Annotated in this window: 13 protein-coding genes and 1 pseudogene; 7 read left to right on the plus strand and 7 right to left on the minus strand. The window is 38.6% G+C overall.

The window, feature by feature from the left end:
• Positions 1 to 27 precede the first annotated feature (27 nt).
• The 6 genes from ACYQY7_RS07310 to ACYQY7_RS07335 all read left to right on the plus strand — a co-directional run bounded on the left by ACYQY7_RS07310 (position 28) and on the right by ACYQY7_RS07335 (position 5,789).
• Positions 28 to 402, plus strand: a complete 375-nt coding sequence (locus tag ACYQY7_RS07310) for a helix-turn-helix transcriptional regulator (RefSeq protein WP_003397201.1) — start codon at positions 28 to 30, stop codon at positions 400 to 402.
• 63 nt (positions 403 to 465) lie between these two features.
• Entirely contained in the window at positions 466 to 729 is a 264-nt protein-coding gene (locus ACYQY7_RS07315) for a metal-sensitive transcriptional regulator (RefSeq protein ID WP_043966402.1), read from the plus strand.
• Between the two features lie 197 nt (positions 730 to 926).
• Entirely contained in the window at positions 927 to 1,748 is an 822-nt protein-coding gene (locus ACYQY7_RS07320; RefSeq protein ID WP_461201433.1) for an AAA family ATPase, read from the plus strand.
• Between the two features lie 10 nt (positions 1,749 to 1,758).
• Positions 1,759 to 3,663 (plus strand): vWA domain-containing protein, encoded by a 1,905-nt coding sequence (locus ACYQY7_RS07325; protein WP_461201422.1) that lies wholly within the window; start codon positions 1,759 to 1,761, stop codon positions 3,661 to 3,663.
• 305 nt (positions 3,664 to 3,968) lie between these two features.
• A complete protein-coding gene (locus ACYQY7_RS07330) occupies positions 3,969 to 5,396 on the plus strand; it encodes an alanine/glycine:cation symporter family protein (RefSeq protein WP_461201423.1) in 1,428 nt (475 codons plus the stop codon).
• A gap of 198 nt (positions 5,397 to 5,594) precedes the next feature.
• Entirely contained in the window at positions 5,595 to 5,789 is a 195-nt protein-coding gene (locus ACYQY7_RS07335; protein WP_461201424.1) for a hypothetical protein, read from the plus strand.
• Positions 5,790 to 6,058: 269 nt separating this feature from the next.
• On the opposite strand, the pseudogene ACYQY7_RS07340 reads toward ACYQY7_RS07335, so the two are convergent.
• Positions 6,059 to 6,347: pseudogene (locus tag ACYQY7_RS07340) on the minus strand (ferritin-like domain-containing protein); the annotation flags it as partial.
• 138 nt (positions 6,348 to 6,485) lie between these two features.
• Between ACYQY7_RS07340 and ACYQY7_RS07345 the strand changes: the two are divergent.
• Positions 6,486 to 8,570 (plus strand): DNA topoisomerase III, encoded by a 2,085-nt coding sequence (locus tag ACYQY7_RS07345; RefSeq protein ID WP_461201425.1) that lies wholly within the window; start codon positions 6,486 to 6,488, stop codon positions 8,568 to 8,570.
• A gap of 23 nt (positions 8,571 to 8,593) precedes the next feature.
• Here ACYQY7_RS07345 and merA read toward each other — a convergent pair whose 3' ends face one another.
• The 6 genes from merA to ACYQY7_RS07375 all read right to left on the minus strand — a co-directional run bounded on the left by merA (position 8,594) and on the right by ACYQY7_RS07375 (position 14,171).
• Complete coding sequence (gene merA, locus ACYQY7_RS07350; protein WP_461201426.1) at positions 8,594 to 10,204, minus strand: mercury(II) reductase; 1,611 nt, start codon at positions 10,202 to 10,204, stop codon at positions 8,594 to 8,596.
• A 5-nt stretch (positions 10,205 to 10,209) separates the two neighbouring features.
• Positions 10,210 to 10,605, minus strand: coding sequence for an Hg(II)-responsive transcriptional regulator (gene merR, locus ACYQY7_RS07355; RefSeq protein WP_461201427.1), 396 nt, complete (start codon positions 10,603 to 10,605; stop codon positions 10,210 to 10,212).
• Between the two features lie 187 nt (positions 10,606 to 10,792).
• Positions 10,793 to 11,695, minus strand: coding sequence for a DMT family transporter (locus ACYQY7_RS07360; RefSeq protein WP_461201428.1), 903 nt, complete (start codon positions 11,693 to 11,695; stop codon positions 10,793 to 10,795).
• A gap of 391 nt (positions 11,696 to 12,086) precedes the next feature.
• On the minus strand, positions 12,087 to 12,506 hold the full coding sequence (gene arsC, locus ACYQY7_RS07365; protein WP_461201429.1) for an arsenate reductase (thioredoxin): 420 nt from the start codon (positions 12,504 to 12,506) through the stop codon (positions 12,087 to 12,089).
• 15 nt (positions 12,507 to 12,521) lie between these two features.
• Positions 12,522 to 13,820: an arsenic transporter gene (locus tag ACYQY7_RS07370; RefSeq protein WP_461201430.1), complete on the minus strand. Its 1,299-nt coding sequence runs from the start codon at positions 13,818 to 13,820 to the stop codon at positions 12,522 to 12,524.
• A gap of 18 nt (positions 13,821 to 13,838) precedes the next feature.
• Positions 13,839 to 14,171, minus strand: a complete 333-nt coding sequence (locus ACYQY7_RS07375) for an ArsR/SmtB family transcription factor (protein WP_461201431.1) — start codon at positions 14,169 to 14,171, stop codon at positions 13,839 to 13,841.
• Positions 14,172 to 14,269: the final 98 nt, after the last annotated feature.

Raw genomic sequence — 14,269 nt, forward strand, 5'->3', positions numbered from 1 at the left:
ATGTGTCATGTGAAAGGAGGAGAAAGGATGAGTGAAAAAAGAAAACCGAGTGGATTTTTATTAAAACAACGCGCATTTTTAAAGTTATATTTAATTACTTTAACTGAACAAGAACGATTGTATGGATTAAAATTGTTAGATGTGCTTCGTGAAGAGTTTCAACCATTTGGATATCGTCCAAATCATTCAGAGGTATACAAAGCGTTACATGATTTAATCGAAGATGGAATTTTAGAACAAGTAAAAAAGAAAAAAGAAGGAATGAAATATCAAGAGGTCGTTTATTATCGTTTCACTGAGGAAGGATATAAAAAAGCCCAGCTATATAAAAGACAATTAAAAACAGAACTAGATCGTTGTGAAGCGCTTATTCGTAAAGCGATTAAAGATAATTTTAGTTGACAATAGGATCATATTTCATTTAATATACTGATAAGGGTATATACAAAAAGGAGATTGATAAATATGACATACGATAACCAAGTGAAAAACAGATTAAAACGAATTGAAGGACAAGTTCGTGGTGTGCTCAAAATGATGGATGAGCAAAAAGATTGTAAAGAAGTGGTTGCTCAGTTGTCAGCTATTCGTAGTGCTGTTGATCGCGCTATCGCGGTTGTTGTAAGTGCTAATTTAGAGCGTTGCATCCGCAAAGATGTAGAAACAGGATCACTAGAAAGTGAGAAACTTATCCAAGAAGCGGTTGAGCTACTCGTCAAAAGTCGATAATGCCGAGTGGCTCCTTTTTTTTATTTATTTGTTAACATAATTATATTATGTTAAACAGTTCTTTTATTTGTACAAATTCGTTTATTTTTTGTACAATACGTACGTACGAAAACATAGAAAGGAATGACATCATGGTTTATACACAATCGTTCCCACTTCCTAAAGCAATTGAAACGATCGTTAAAACAAGAAGAGAGATGTTTAAAAATGAAATAAATGAACAGGTTGAATATATTGCTTACACACCCGCTCATGAGTCTATTATATATGACGCAATTATCGCCTTAGCGTTAGGAAAAAATGTGTTGTTAAAGGGACCAACAGGATCAGGGAAAACAAAATTAGCAGAAACGTTATCAGCCTTCTTTGGACAGCCGATGCATAGCATCAATTGTTCGATTGATTTAGATGCTGAAGCGATGGTTGGTTTTAAGACTATTCAACAAACAAATGGGCAAGCGACGATTGAATTTATTCCAGGTCCTGTTATTCAAGCGATGACAAAAGGGCATCTGTTGTATATTGATGAAATTAATATGGCTAAACCAGAGACATTACCGATTTTAAATGGGGTGCTCGATTATCGAAAAATAATTACAAATCCATTTACTGCTGAAGTCGTCAAAGCAAAACCAACATTCGGTGTTATTGCAGCGATTAATGAAGGATATGTCGGGACGGTTCCTCTAAATGAAGCGTTAAAAAATCGCTTTGTTGTCATTGATGTACCGTACGTTCAAGGGGAGGCATTAAAATGTATTTTACAACAGCAAACGAAGTTAACAAATGAAACATTATTAAATCGTTTTGTTACATTGTCTGCCGATTTAATTGTTCAAGTGAAGCAAGGATACGTATCAGAAGAAGCAGCATCGATTCGAGCATTAATTGATGCTTGCGATTTAGCGGTGTACATTCCACCACGACGTGCCATTGAACGAGCGATCGTCGAGAAATTAGAAGATGACAGGGAAAAAGCTGCGGTGCGCAACTTAGCTGAAACATTGTTTGATGAATGAGGGTGGCTACATGAACCGTTTTATTATGTTTAATGATAAAAAAGTGGACTCTTTTTTGTTTATGGAGCTATCTGATTTAGTGAAAACATTAACAAAAGATGAACAAATGGAACTCGAGTTCGGCTACCAGTCGTATCTTGATCGGCAGCATAAAAAAGTTGTTGTTAGTCATTTTTGGGATAATCGCCCGAAAGAGCAGTACGTATATGGATTAAAAAGTGATGTGTTTTTGCGAACGATCGGAAATTTTTATTATACAAATGATAAAGATATTCTTTTTTTTCTTAATCAAATAAAAGCATATTCTATTCCGAGCTTTGCTAAACAGTTGTTTGTATTACTTGAAGATATACGATTGGAAGATATATGTCGGTATGTACGTCCTGGTACAAAAAAAGCGTTTGCTATTCGAAAACATGTATATCGCCATTATTTCGAAACCCAATGGAATGTGAATATGATAAAAAGTGTTTATACAGATGCATTGTTTAATTATTTATATTTGCTATTAACAGCGGAACAACCCGTACACGATGTTTTTCTCCCTGAACGTTTATGCTCAGCTCTTCCATTTGTTGAACGTGAAATACGAAATGTATATGATGCAAAATCGACCGCCCACATTGCATGTATTGTACTCACAATAATAGATGTGTTAGATGAATTGTTAGATGCCGATATGCTAAACACGTATTTTCATCTCCCGGAGTATATTTACGTTGAGCAACAAGAAGATCGAGAGGATATTCGTCGTAAAGATCCATTGAAAAATCACGACGTACTTGATAAAAAGTCGGAAGATGAAAATATTTTTCAAGAAATGGTGTATACATGGCATCGTGAAACGAGCGATATGACGAATAGTTTTTTACAGTTTGATCTCGAACAAGGTTCCCAGACAGATTTACTCGGGGAAGGGGTTCGGCAAGGAGAAGCGGGAGATCAAGCACTTGGAATTGTACATGGTTCGTCACAAAAAACGACACGTAATGATTATACACATCTAGGGCAACAAGAGCAGTGCCAAGGACTTTTTGGGCGTTCAGAGCACGAATACGGAAAAGAAAATCGTTATGTTAAGCCGATATTTGTGGACGCCTTACTACCGACAATCGAGCAAATTAAACAGTATGAATGTGACCGTGAAGTTATCAGACCGTATCAAAAAAAATTGACGCAAACAATTGAAAAAGTGCTAGAACATAAAAAAATACACCCCCGTACGGATTTACATGCAGGGCGTTTAAATAAAAAGCTACTACGCTTTTTTACGGAGGAACATCCGCGTTTATTTTATAAAAAACACGAAACATCTCCGTTGTTAGATGCTGTTTTTGTTTTGCTTGTCGATTGTTCTGCCTCGATGTATGACAAAATGGAAGAAACAAAAAGAGGGATTGTTTTATTTCACGAATCTCTTAAAGCACTTCGCGTTCCACATAAAATTGTTGGTTTTTGGGAGGATACGAACGAAGCGACAGCGTCTTATCAACCTAACTATTTTCAAACTGTTATTGATTTTGATGATTCTCTAAGAAAAAATCATGGAGCAAAAATTATGCAACTAGAGCCTCGAGAAGATAACCGTGATGGTTTGGCCATTCGATTAATGACACAAGAGCTACAGAAAAAAAATGAAAAACAAAAATTTTTACTTGTTTTTTCTGATGGAGAACCAGCTGCTTTTGGGTATGATCAAAACGGAATTGTAGATACACATGAAGCGGTGATGGAAGCGAGAAAATTAGGGATTGAGGTAGTAAATGTGTTTTTAGCTAACGGAGTGATTACGGAAAGCCAACAAAAAACAATTGAAAATATATATGGGCACTATAATGTACTCGTTCCAAACGTAGAGCAATTACCAACATTTTTAGCTCCGCTACTAAGAAAGTTATTGTTATACAAATTGTAAAAAACACCCGCTATTTCACTGGGTGTTTTTATGTTAATCACAAAAAAAAATTTGTTAACAAAAATTTTTTTGTAAAAAGATTTTGTTTGAATAGTATGTAAAAAATGAAATAATAATCACTATATTTGTTTTTCAAATAGTATATTACAATAATTTAATTTCAATTTTGTTCCTTTAACGCTGTAAATTGTCTACACTTTTCTATTTTTTACTATTGACGCATAATTCTAATTTTCAGATAATACTATTGCAAGATTAATAATCTTACTAATTATCTTAATTATTTATTTTTAAGGAGGAAGTGTATGGAGTTCATTAATCAAGTAGTCGGATTTTTAAACAACATTCTTTGGTCTTATGTTATTATCGGATTGTTGCTTGGTCTCGGTTTGTACTTTACGATCGGAACAAAATTTGCGCAAATTCGTTTGATTGGAGAAATGTTTCGAGTTTTAAAAGAAAAATCTCCTGAAGGAAAAGGAAAAAAAGAAATTTCTTCACTTCAAGCATTTTTCATTGGTGCCGCTACACGTATCGGAACAGGTAACGTTGCGGGGGTTGCCATGGCGTTAGCAATCGGTGGCCCGGGAGCGGTATTTTGGATGTGGCTTGTTGCGATTTTAGGTGGGGCGAGCGCGTTTGTTGAAAGTACATTAGCACAAATCTTTAAAGTAAAAAGCGATGTTGGTTTTAAAGGTGGCCCAGGATATTATATGGAAAAACAATTGGGCGCGCGTTGGATGAGCACGATTTTTGCTTTCACAATTATCGCTAGCTTTGGGTTAACATTTAACGCTGTACAAAGTAATACGATTGCCACAGCATTTAAAAACTCATTTAGCTTGAACCCTTATGTAACCGCTTTCGTTTTAGCGGCATTAGCAGCCGTGATTATTTTTGGTGGAGTTACGCGCATTGCTCGTTTCTCCGAAATTATTGTTCCGATCATGGCATTTTTCTATATTGGTTTAGCGTTGTATGTTATGGTAACAAACATTACTGAAATCCCAGCAGTTATTGCTTTAATTTTCAAAAGTGCCTTTGGTTTAGAGCAAGTTGTAGGTGGCGGTATGGGTGCCGCAATTATGATGGGTGTAAAACGCGGATTGTTTTCGAATGAAGCTGGTATGGGTAGTGCGCCAAACGCAGCAGCAACCGCAACTGTATCTCACCCAGCAAAACAAGGTTTTATTCAAGCATTAGGGGTGTTTTTTGACACATTGCTTGTATGTAGTGCAACTGCATTTATTATCTTATTATCAGATACGTATAAAACTGGTGAACTTGTTGGTATTGAATTAACACAAGCAGCACTTTCTGAACACTTCGGTTCTTGGGCAGGTATTTTCTTATCAGCAGCTATTTTCATGTTCGCTTTCAGTTCGATCATTGGAAGTTATTACTATGGTGAAGCAAACATTGAATTTATTAGTAAAGGAAAAACAGCATTATTCGTTTACCGTGTACTAGCAATTGGAATGGTTATTTTCGGAGCGCTTGCTAGCTTGCAAATTGTTTGGGATTTAGCTGACTTAGCAATGGCGCTTATGGCGTTAACAAACTTAGTAGCAATCGGTTTACTTGGTCGTATTGCATTTAAAGCACTTGATGATTACATGGCAAAACGCAAACGTGGCGAAGACCCTGTATTTTATGCTGATGATATTGAAGGTCTAAAAGGCGTAGAATGTTGGCCGACTCGCGAGAAAGAGCGAATGACTGTTAGCAAATAAGTTGAAAGTAAACAAGCCTAAAGGATTACCCTTAGGCTTGTTTTTATTTACAATTAGGCTTGTTTTTATTTACAAATTGTATTGTAAAAGTTTACAATGTTGTAACAGTTTCAAGCTTTCTTGTAATACAGATCTGAATTATAATAATAAACGAAATGGATATAAAGTAAGAAATAAGAAAAAGGAAGGAGGATGTGTATGAAACAGTACATTTTTACTTTTAGCACACATCATCAACAACCAGTCTTATGGGAGGAAGTCATTATTGCGGATGGAATGATGGATGCGTGTATAAAAGCGAAAAAATTATGTCGCCAATATGAACATGAAAAACAAATCCCGATCCGTGTTCAATACAAAGGTGTTCGCTATTGTAATGAGGATATTGCATAAGCGACATAAGAAAGGACGGATCATATAGTGTTTGTTTCATCATAATACACCGCAGCTGTTTGCTAACATATTGATAAATTCATAAACAGCTGCGGTTTATATTTTTTCTTCTGTCTCAAAAATATAAGTTTACTTATTTTATGAGATTTAATTCGATTAACTTCCTATAATTTATGTTATGTAAACTTAAAAGTAAACATGAAAAAAAGGCAGGTTTATTCTGCCCTCTTGTTATTCAAGTTTTGGAAAAATAGTATAAAAACCAAACGATCTGCCATTTCTAAATAAAAATCGACGGTTTGTTTGTTGTTTGTCTTGCAACGCCAATTCTAGTCCGCTTTTATAATCATTTGGGCATCTTTCAATCATCTTCTGTTGAGGACGTCTTTCGGTCAAACTCATATAAATATACTCGAACTGTTGGAAATGTTTCATTTCATCCTGTCGAATTTCAAGCATTTGTTTTCTGATATTTTCTTCTGTTGCCAAATTAGCTAATGTTGCATAACAATGAATCGCACTATACTCTCCATTAACAGCTTTTTCAAGGTCCTTCATAAACCTTATATTGTTTTGTACATTTACGATAAAAGCCCCCTATTTTTTCAATCAGTACATGTTCTTTTCTTACTTTCAAACCTCTCCCCTTTCCGCTATACTGAACAAGTAGTCTTGAGTTGAGGAGGAAAATATAAAATGAAATCACTCGTTCTTGCTGAAAAGCCGAGCGTGGCAAGGGAAATTGCTCGCGTGCTTGGTTGTCGGGAACAACATAAACATTACTTTGAAGGATCGAAATATATCGTCACATGGGCGCTTGGTCATTTAATTGAGTTGAAAATGCCAGAGCATTATAACCAAGCATATAAAACGTGGCGACTGGAAGATTTACCGATTATCCCAGAAAAAATGGGTCTCAACATCATTCGACAAACGAGCCATCAATTTCGCGCCATCGAAACACTAGCGAAACGACGGGACATTAAAAACTGCATTATCGCCACCGATGCTGGACGAGAAGGTGAACTCGTTGCACGGTGGATTTTAAAAAAGATCCAATGGAAAAAACCGCTCCTTCGCCTTTGGATTTCGTCACAAACTGATCAAGCTATTCGCGACGGGTTTCAACATTTAAAAACAGGAAAACAGTTTGATCGTTTATATGAATCAGCTGTTTGCCGTGCAGAAGCGGATTGGCTGATTGGGTTAAATGTGACGAGAGCGTTAACGACCAAATACAATGAACCCCTTTCTGCGGGTCGTGTCCAAACACCGACACTTGCGATGATGATGGAGCGGGAAAAAGAAATTCAGTCGTTTAAACCAGTACCATATTGGACAATTCATGCGAATATTGGATCTGTTGCTGCCACTTTAGAGCATAACGGAGAAAAGCGGATATTTTTGAAAGAAACAGCGGAACAGCTATATGAAAAACTAAAAAACAAGCAAGCAAGCGTTATTTCTGTCGAACGAAAGGCAAAAAAAGAAGCGCAGCCACTCCCCTACGACTTAACCGAATTACAACGGGAAGCAAGCAAGCGATTTGGCTTTTCCGCGAAAAAAACGTTAAACGTGTTACAACGACTATATGAACAGCATAAACTCGTCACCTATCCGCGTACCGATTCGCGCTACTTAACGACCGATATGGAAAACACGATGTTTGATCGACTAAAGGCAATGAAATCTGGGTATGTAGACGAAATTACCCCTCTTTTAAAACATAAAGGGAAAGTGATGGCTCGACGAGTTTTTGATAACGAAAAAGTAACCGACCATCATGCGATTATCCCGACGGAAGAACGATTTGACATCGACAAGCTTTCTGCTGATGAGCGCAAACTATATGACTTAATTGCCCGCCGCTTTTTAGCGCTTTTCTATCCGGCGTGCGAATACGAAACGGTTCATGTTGTTTTTGATATCTCTGGCGAAGCATTTGTCGCCCGCGAAACGCGAGTAGTAAATGTAGGATTTCGTCGCGTTTTAGAAAAGCAAGAGGAAAAAGTAGCTTTCCCTACGTTTACAAAAGGGCAAACGGTGTCTGTTAGGTTAGAGAAAAAAGAAGCGTTAACAGAACCTCCTCTTCGCTACTCGGAAGCAGATCTTTTGTTGCAAATGGAAAAATACGGACTAGGTACGCCAGCGACGCGCGCTGACATTATTGAACGCCTCGTCGAAACAGAAACGGTCGAGCGAAAAAATGGGCGGTTTTATCCAACACCGAAAGGAAAACAATTAATTGAACTTGTAAACGAGGAATTAAAATCACCGCAGTTGACTGCAAAGTGGGAAAAAGAATTAGAAGCAATCGCCCGCGGAAACGGTGACCCGAAAGCTTTCCTTCAAAACATCCGCAAGCAAACAGAGCGGTTGATAGCGGAAATAAAACAAAGTGAACGAACGTATCGCGCTCATAATTTAACTGGCTCGATGTGTCCAGAATGCGGTTCGTTTTTAAAAGAACGGTCGACAAAAGAAGGACGCATGCTTGTATGCTCGAATATAGGATGCCGATTCCGAAAACGAAAGGATCCAAAGCTTTCAAACCGACGCTGTCCACAATGTAAAAAGCGGATGGAAATTCATGAAGGAAAAGCAGGAGCCTACTTCCAATGCCGCTCTTGTAACGTCATCGAAAAAGCCGAAGAACAGAACAAAGCGAAAGTTGGACATAAGGAACGAGCATTATTGAAAAAATATAGTGCCGAGAACGATTCGTTTGGTACAAGTTTAGGTGATTTGTTAAAACAAGCGTTAAATAAGAAAGAAAACTAGAGCCGCTTCCATCTGGAAGTGGCTTATCCTGCGCAACAAGATAATTTTCCGACATCTTGGTCAAACGTTAACGTCGCTAGCTTTAATCCTTCTGCCATCGTTAAATAAGGGGCAAGCGTTTCACGAAGGTCATCGATGGTTAAGCCGAATTTGACTGCGAGTGTCGCTGCATAAATGACTTCCCCTGCATGTTCCGCGACAATGTGAGCTCCTAGTAATTTTCCTGTTTTTGCATCCGCGACTAATTTAAAAACACCCGTTGTTTCGTAATTCACTATTGCTCTTGGGACAGCTTCTAACGGCAAAACAGACGTTTTTACTTCGTATCCGCTTTCTTTTGCTTGCTGTTCCGTTAGCCCTACGGTTGCGACTGCTGGAGAGCTAAACGTAACCGCTGGGATGGTGTCCAGCTGAATTTTTTTATGTTGCCCACCAATCGCGTTCGCTGCGGCGATCGTTCCTTCGTATGCGGCGACATAGACAAATTGTGGGCCAAGTGTGACATCGCCTGCCGCGTAAATATACGGATTTGTCGTTTGTAAATAGTCATTAACGATAATTTCGCCACGCGAATCGGTTTTTACTCCAGCTGCTTCCAAACGCAACGCCTTAGTATTCGGTGTTCTCCCAGCAGCAATGAGCAACTCATCCGCTTCGACTACTTGTTTTTTTCCATCGACTTCGATATATATTTTTTTCACATTTCCGTCTTGTTCAATGCGTTCAAAGGACACTCCCGTGAGAAGGCGAATACCTTGACTCGTGAGCGCTTCTGTCATTGCTTTGGAGATTTCTCGATCGTACGTTTTTAATAGTCGAGGGCTTCGTTGCATCAACGTAACGTCAGAACCAAGATGATGAAACAGTTGACCAAGTTCGATACCAATATAACCAGAACCGATGACCGCTAATCGTTTCGGTACTTCCTTTCGTTCGAGTAGCGTCGTGCTTGTCATGTAATCCACATCCGCAAGTCCAAGGATATTCGGGATGGTCGGAGAAGCACCTGTGGCAATAAGGAAGCGGTTCGCTGATAATTTTTTCCCATTGACTTCTACTGTGTTTTCGTCGACAAATGCTGCTTCCCCTTGAATAAGCGTAAATCCATATTCGTCGATAAGATTCACATATTTCGTTTGGCGTAGGTGTTGGACTAATTCATTTTTTTGCTCGACTAATGCGGCTAAATTCACAGCCCCTGCAGACGTATGCAGTCCAGCGAACGGAGGATTTTTCGCAAGGAAGTTAATTTCCCCTGCCCGAAGCAGCGTTTTCGAAGGTACACAACCGATATTTACACATGTTCCTCCTACCGTTTCCCGTTCGATCATCGCTACTTTTGCGCCATATTTTCTCGCCTCAATCGCCGAAGCAAAAGCGGCCGCGCCAGAACCGATGATGATATAGTCATATGTTTCTTCTGCTCTTTCCACTACTTCTATTGGTTCGTAACCAGCTGCCGCTATGGCTTGTTTTGCTGTTTCCACGTTGGCGTGAGGAAGTTCAAACATCGCTTCTCCACGGCGAAAACTAACATGAATACGTTTTGAGCCGATTTGTTCAAGAATCGAAGCAATGTGTTTTTCACAGCTTGGACACGTCATCCCCTTAATATGCATCGTATACGTTTTCATGGTGCTCATTCCTCCTCAAATGAATCAATAATCGGGCACTCATATAATGCTTTTTCGCTCGGGCATCGATTTTGCAAGTCTTGTAGCACTTGTTCCATTCGCTGTAAGTCTTTAATTTGTCTTTGCAATTGGTTTCGTTTTTTCGATACAAACTCATACATATTTGCACATCTTTCTTTATCTTGATCGACAACGCCAAGCAGTTGGTGAATTTCTGTTAACGAAAATCCGAGCTGTTGCAGACGTTTAATAAATTGGACGCGCTTTGCATCTCTTTCTGAATATAAACGATACCCTGCTTCTGTTCGTACAGGGAGTGGAAGTAGCTGCCGTTTTTCATAATAGCGGATCGTTTCTTTATTCACACCACACCGTTTGGCTAATTCGCTAATCCGATACACATCGTCACCCCCAAATTAAGTATAAACCTTGGACTATAGTACGCAGTCAATAAAGTAAATTTTTTTCTTTGAATCCAGCGTTCAAAGCCCGTACCGCTTCTTCTAACGTACATTCCGATAATCGTTTTATTTGTAGCATAGTCTCTCCGTCATGCCGTAATATTTTTTTCGACGGTGTTTCTTTTTTCTATTGTTTGTTATACATATTGAATAAAATCCCACCGAAGACGAATAGCGCACCGACGACGTGCACGTGCGTCAATTGCTCATCGAAGAAAATGGTTCCCATCACCGCAGCCGAGATAGGCATTACATTAATAAAAATAGAAGATGTGGATGCACCGACTTTTTGAATGCCGTTATACCACCATACGAAGCTAACGACCGAAACAATGACAGCGACGTATAAAATGCTTACCCACACTTCCCATTCGCTCGCTTTAATGGAAGCCAAAGAAGTATAATATAGCGCAAATGGGGCTAAAAAGAGCGTTCCAAAACCTGTTGCGTACGTGGTTGCTGCAAGTGGACTATATTTTTTCATAGCCACTTTTCCAATAACGGAGTATGCGCTCCAACTCAGACATGCTCCTGCTAGCACAAGATCGATCGGAGCAACACCGAGTTCGATAAGTACGGACGGATGACCGTTTGTAATGATATATACAGCTCCAAATAAAGCTACTAACATGCCAAATATACTTCTGGCGTTCAATTTTTCTTTCAAAAATATTGCAGATAACAATGTAATCAATGGAGCATTGACAGCAATGATTAATGAACTTTTGACAATTGGTGCATATTTTGTAGCTATAAAAAAGAAAATGTTGTATAAAAACACTCCCGTTAAACCGAGGAGCGCTAACACGATCCAATCTTTTCTCGTCGGAGTTGGTCTATTCGGCTCTTGCCAGTACAATAATGGAAACAAAATCAAACTAGCACCGAAAAAACGAAAAAAAGCAACTGACACAGGATGTAAAGTCGTCGTTGCGATTTTTCCAGCAACAAAGGCACCCCCCCAAATCGTAGTCGTTAAAAATAAAAAAATGTACGTTTTTATATTTGTTTTTATATTTTTAGTTAGCATAGCAGATTCCCCTTATCTGTTGTTAATATGATCATCACAAAGGAAAATAGCAACGAGGACGATGATGTCTCCTCGTTGCTATGAAACGAACAAAATGATATTTATAATATGTGGATTATGTATGAACGAAGCTTTGTGACAACATCACCAACTCCGTCATGAATAGCGATATGAAAGATGTGATCCAATTGTGTCGGTATTTTATTAATTATCGCTCGAAACGCGCTTGGGGATTCGGAAGCAACATAAATTGGAGCGGATCATAACTTCCCCCACCTCTAAATAAGCTAGTTTACTTGTATTCATTTTATGTTCTTTCTTATTTGAAAACAATATATTTTCATTATATTAAAAAATATTAAAAAAAGCCGGAAAATCTCCGGCTTTTTTCTTATTCCCCCGTCTCAGCAAAACGCTTAATTCGTGCACCAATTTCATCGCGGACGCGCTGGAAGATGGCCCATTTTTCTTCCTCTGTTCCTTCTGCTTTCGCTGGATCGTCAAATCCCCAATGAACACGTTTGACATGTGGTGGTGTTACTGGACAGTGATCCGCCGCATGTCCGCATAATGTAACAACTAAATCGGCTTTGTTTAAAATTTCTGGATCGATGACATCAGATGTTTGGTTCGAAATATCGATACCTACTTCTTTCATCGCTTTGACAGCGTTCGGATTAAGACCATGCGCTTCAATACCAGCACTATACACTTCCCATTTATCTCCGAGGAATTTTTTAGCCCATCCTTCTGCCATTTGGCTACGGCAAGAGTTTCCTGTACATAAGAAATAAATTACTTTCTTTTCCATTGCGCTCGACTCCTTTTAATAAATAATAAGTAACCACATATATAACCCAACGAGAGTAATAAATAATGTTGGGATAGTTAAAATTAACCCATTTTTAAAATAAGTACCCCACGTAATTTTAACGCCTTTTGTTGAGAGGACATGTAACCAAAGAAGCGTAGCAAGTGAACCGATTGGCGTAATTTTCGGACCTAAATCTGAACCGATCACATTCGCATAAATTAGTGCTTCACGAATGATTCCAGTTGTATTTGTATCCGCAATAGCTAGCGCATCAATCATGACTGTTGGCATGTTGTTCATCACAGATGACAAAATGGCTGCAATAAATCCCATGGCAATTGTCGCAACAAACAGCCCTTGATTCGCTGCCGTTTCAATGATATTAGCTAGAATGGTCGTCAAGCCGACGTTGCGTAGTCCGTATACTACAACATACATCCCAATGGAGAAAAAGACGACAGCCCAAGGTGCTCCTTTTAATATTTGTTTCACATGTACAGCAGGACTACGTCTCCCCATCCATAAAAATAATAATGCGACAGCACTAGCAATAAATGAAACAGGGATGTTTACAAGTTCACCGACAAAATAACCGACTAATAAAACAGCAAGAACGATCCACGACAATCGAAACATGCGCACGTCTTTAATTGCTTCGTACGGTTGTTTGACATGTGATAAATCATAACGTTTCGGAATATCTTTTCGGAAATATAAATACAACACTCCGATGCTCGCTGCGAGCGAGAAAAAGTTTGGAACGATCATACGTGATGCATACTCACCAAAACTAATACGGAAGAAATCCGCTGATACAATATTGACAAGATTGCTGACGACAAGTGGCAACGATGTCGTATCAGCAATAAACCCACTCGCTAAAATGAAAGGCAATACATTTCGTTCATCAAATTGCAATGCACGCACCATTGCCAATACAATGGGTGTTAAGATGAGTGCTGCACCGTCATTAGCGAAAAATGCTGCAACAAGCGCTCCAAGAATGGAAACAAATACAAACATGCGGATACCATTTCCTTTAGCAGCACGCGCCATATGTAATGCTGCCCATTCAAAAAAGCCAATCTCGTCTAAAATTAAGGAAATAATAATAATTGCAATAAAAGCAAGTGTTGCATTCCAGACGATGTTCGTCACATCAACAACATCTTGAAAATCGACGACTCCAACGAGCAACGCTAATAAGGCACCACCGCAAGCCGACCAACCAATTGATAAGTTACGTGGTTGCCAAATGACAAATACAAGGGTGATAATAAAAATTAATGAGGCAAGGATAACGGAAAGCAAAAAACCACTCCTTTCTTTTTATTCGCAACGAATGCGCATTCCTTTTTTCTCAAGTCGATGAATGTGTTCTTTTTGATCTGGTAAGTGAGCTAAAATACTTCGAACAAGCGGATAAAACGCATGTTGTTTGTTTAGTGAATAAAATACCCATTGCGCTTTTTTTGTTTCTCTCACTAAACCGTTGTCTTTTAATTTTCTTAAATGCTGGCTAATAGCTGGTTGGCTCATTTGTAAAATGTCAACGAGCTCGCATACACAACAATCTGTTTCGTTTAGTATAGTCATAATCGCTAATCTTGTTTTATCTCCTAATCGTTTTAAAATTGCTGCGGTTTCTTCAAAGTCGTGCATATACCTCCCTCCTCTATCCATTTATCATTATATAATTATATACTGTTTGAGTCAAGACTTTGTGGGAGATTTTTTTCTCGACCGATTTTTTTGGTTAT

Source organism: Anoxybacillus sp. TBDG-1 (assembly GCF_054815885.1).

Bases quoted from the DNA above. Each gene is read 5' to 3' on its own strand.
- ACYQY7_RS07375 (WP_461201431.1), bottom strand. From the start codon at position 14,171: ATGCACGACTTTGAAGAAACCGCAGCAATTTTAAAACGATTAGGAGAT.
- ACYQY7_RS07320 (WP_461201433.1), top strand. From the start codon at position 927: ATGTTTAAAAATGAAATAAATGAACAGGTTGAATATATTGCTTACACA.
- ACYQY7_RS07335 (WP_461201424.1), top strand. From the start codon at position 5,595: ATGAAACAGTACATTTTTACTTTTAGCACACATCATCAACAACCAGTC.
- ACYQY7_RS07330 (WP_461201423.1), top strand. From the start codon at position 3,969: ATGGAGTTCATTAATCAAGTAGTCGGATTTTTAAACAACATTCTTTGG.
- arsC (WP_461201429.1), bottom strand. From the start codon at position 12,506: ATGGAAAAGAAAGTAATTTATTTCTTATGTACAGGAAACTCTTGCCGT.
- ACYQY7_RS07325 (WP_461201422.1), top strand. From the start codon at position 1,759: ATGAACCGTTTTATTATGTTTAATGATAAAAAAGTGGACTCTTTTTTG.
- ACYQY7_RS07360 (WP_461201428.1), bottom strand. From the start codon at position 11,695: ATGCTAACTAAAAATATAAAAACAAATATAAAAACGTACATTTTTTTA.
- ACYQY7_RS07345 (WP_461201425.1), top strand. From the start codon at position 6,486: ATGAAATCACTCGTTCTTGCTGAAAAGCCGAGCGTGGCAAGGGAAATT.
- ACYQY7_RS07310 (WP_003397201.1), top strand. From the start codon at position 28: ATGAGTGAAAAAAGAAAACCGAGTGGATTTTTATTAAAACAACGCGCA.
- merA (WP_461201426.1), bottom strand. From the start codon at position 10,204: ATGAAAACGTATACGATGCATATTAAGGGGATGACGTGTCCAAGCTGT.
- ACYQY7_RS07315 (WP_043966402.1), top strand. From the start codon at position 466: ATGACATACGATAACCAAGTGAAAAACAGATTAAAACGAATTGAAGGA.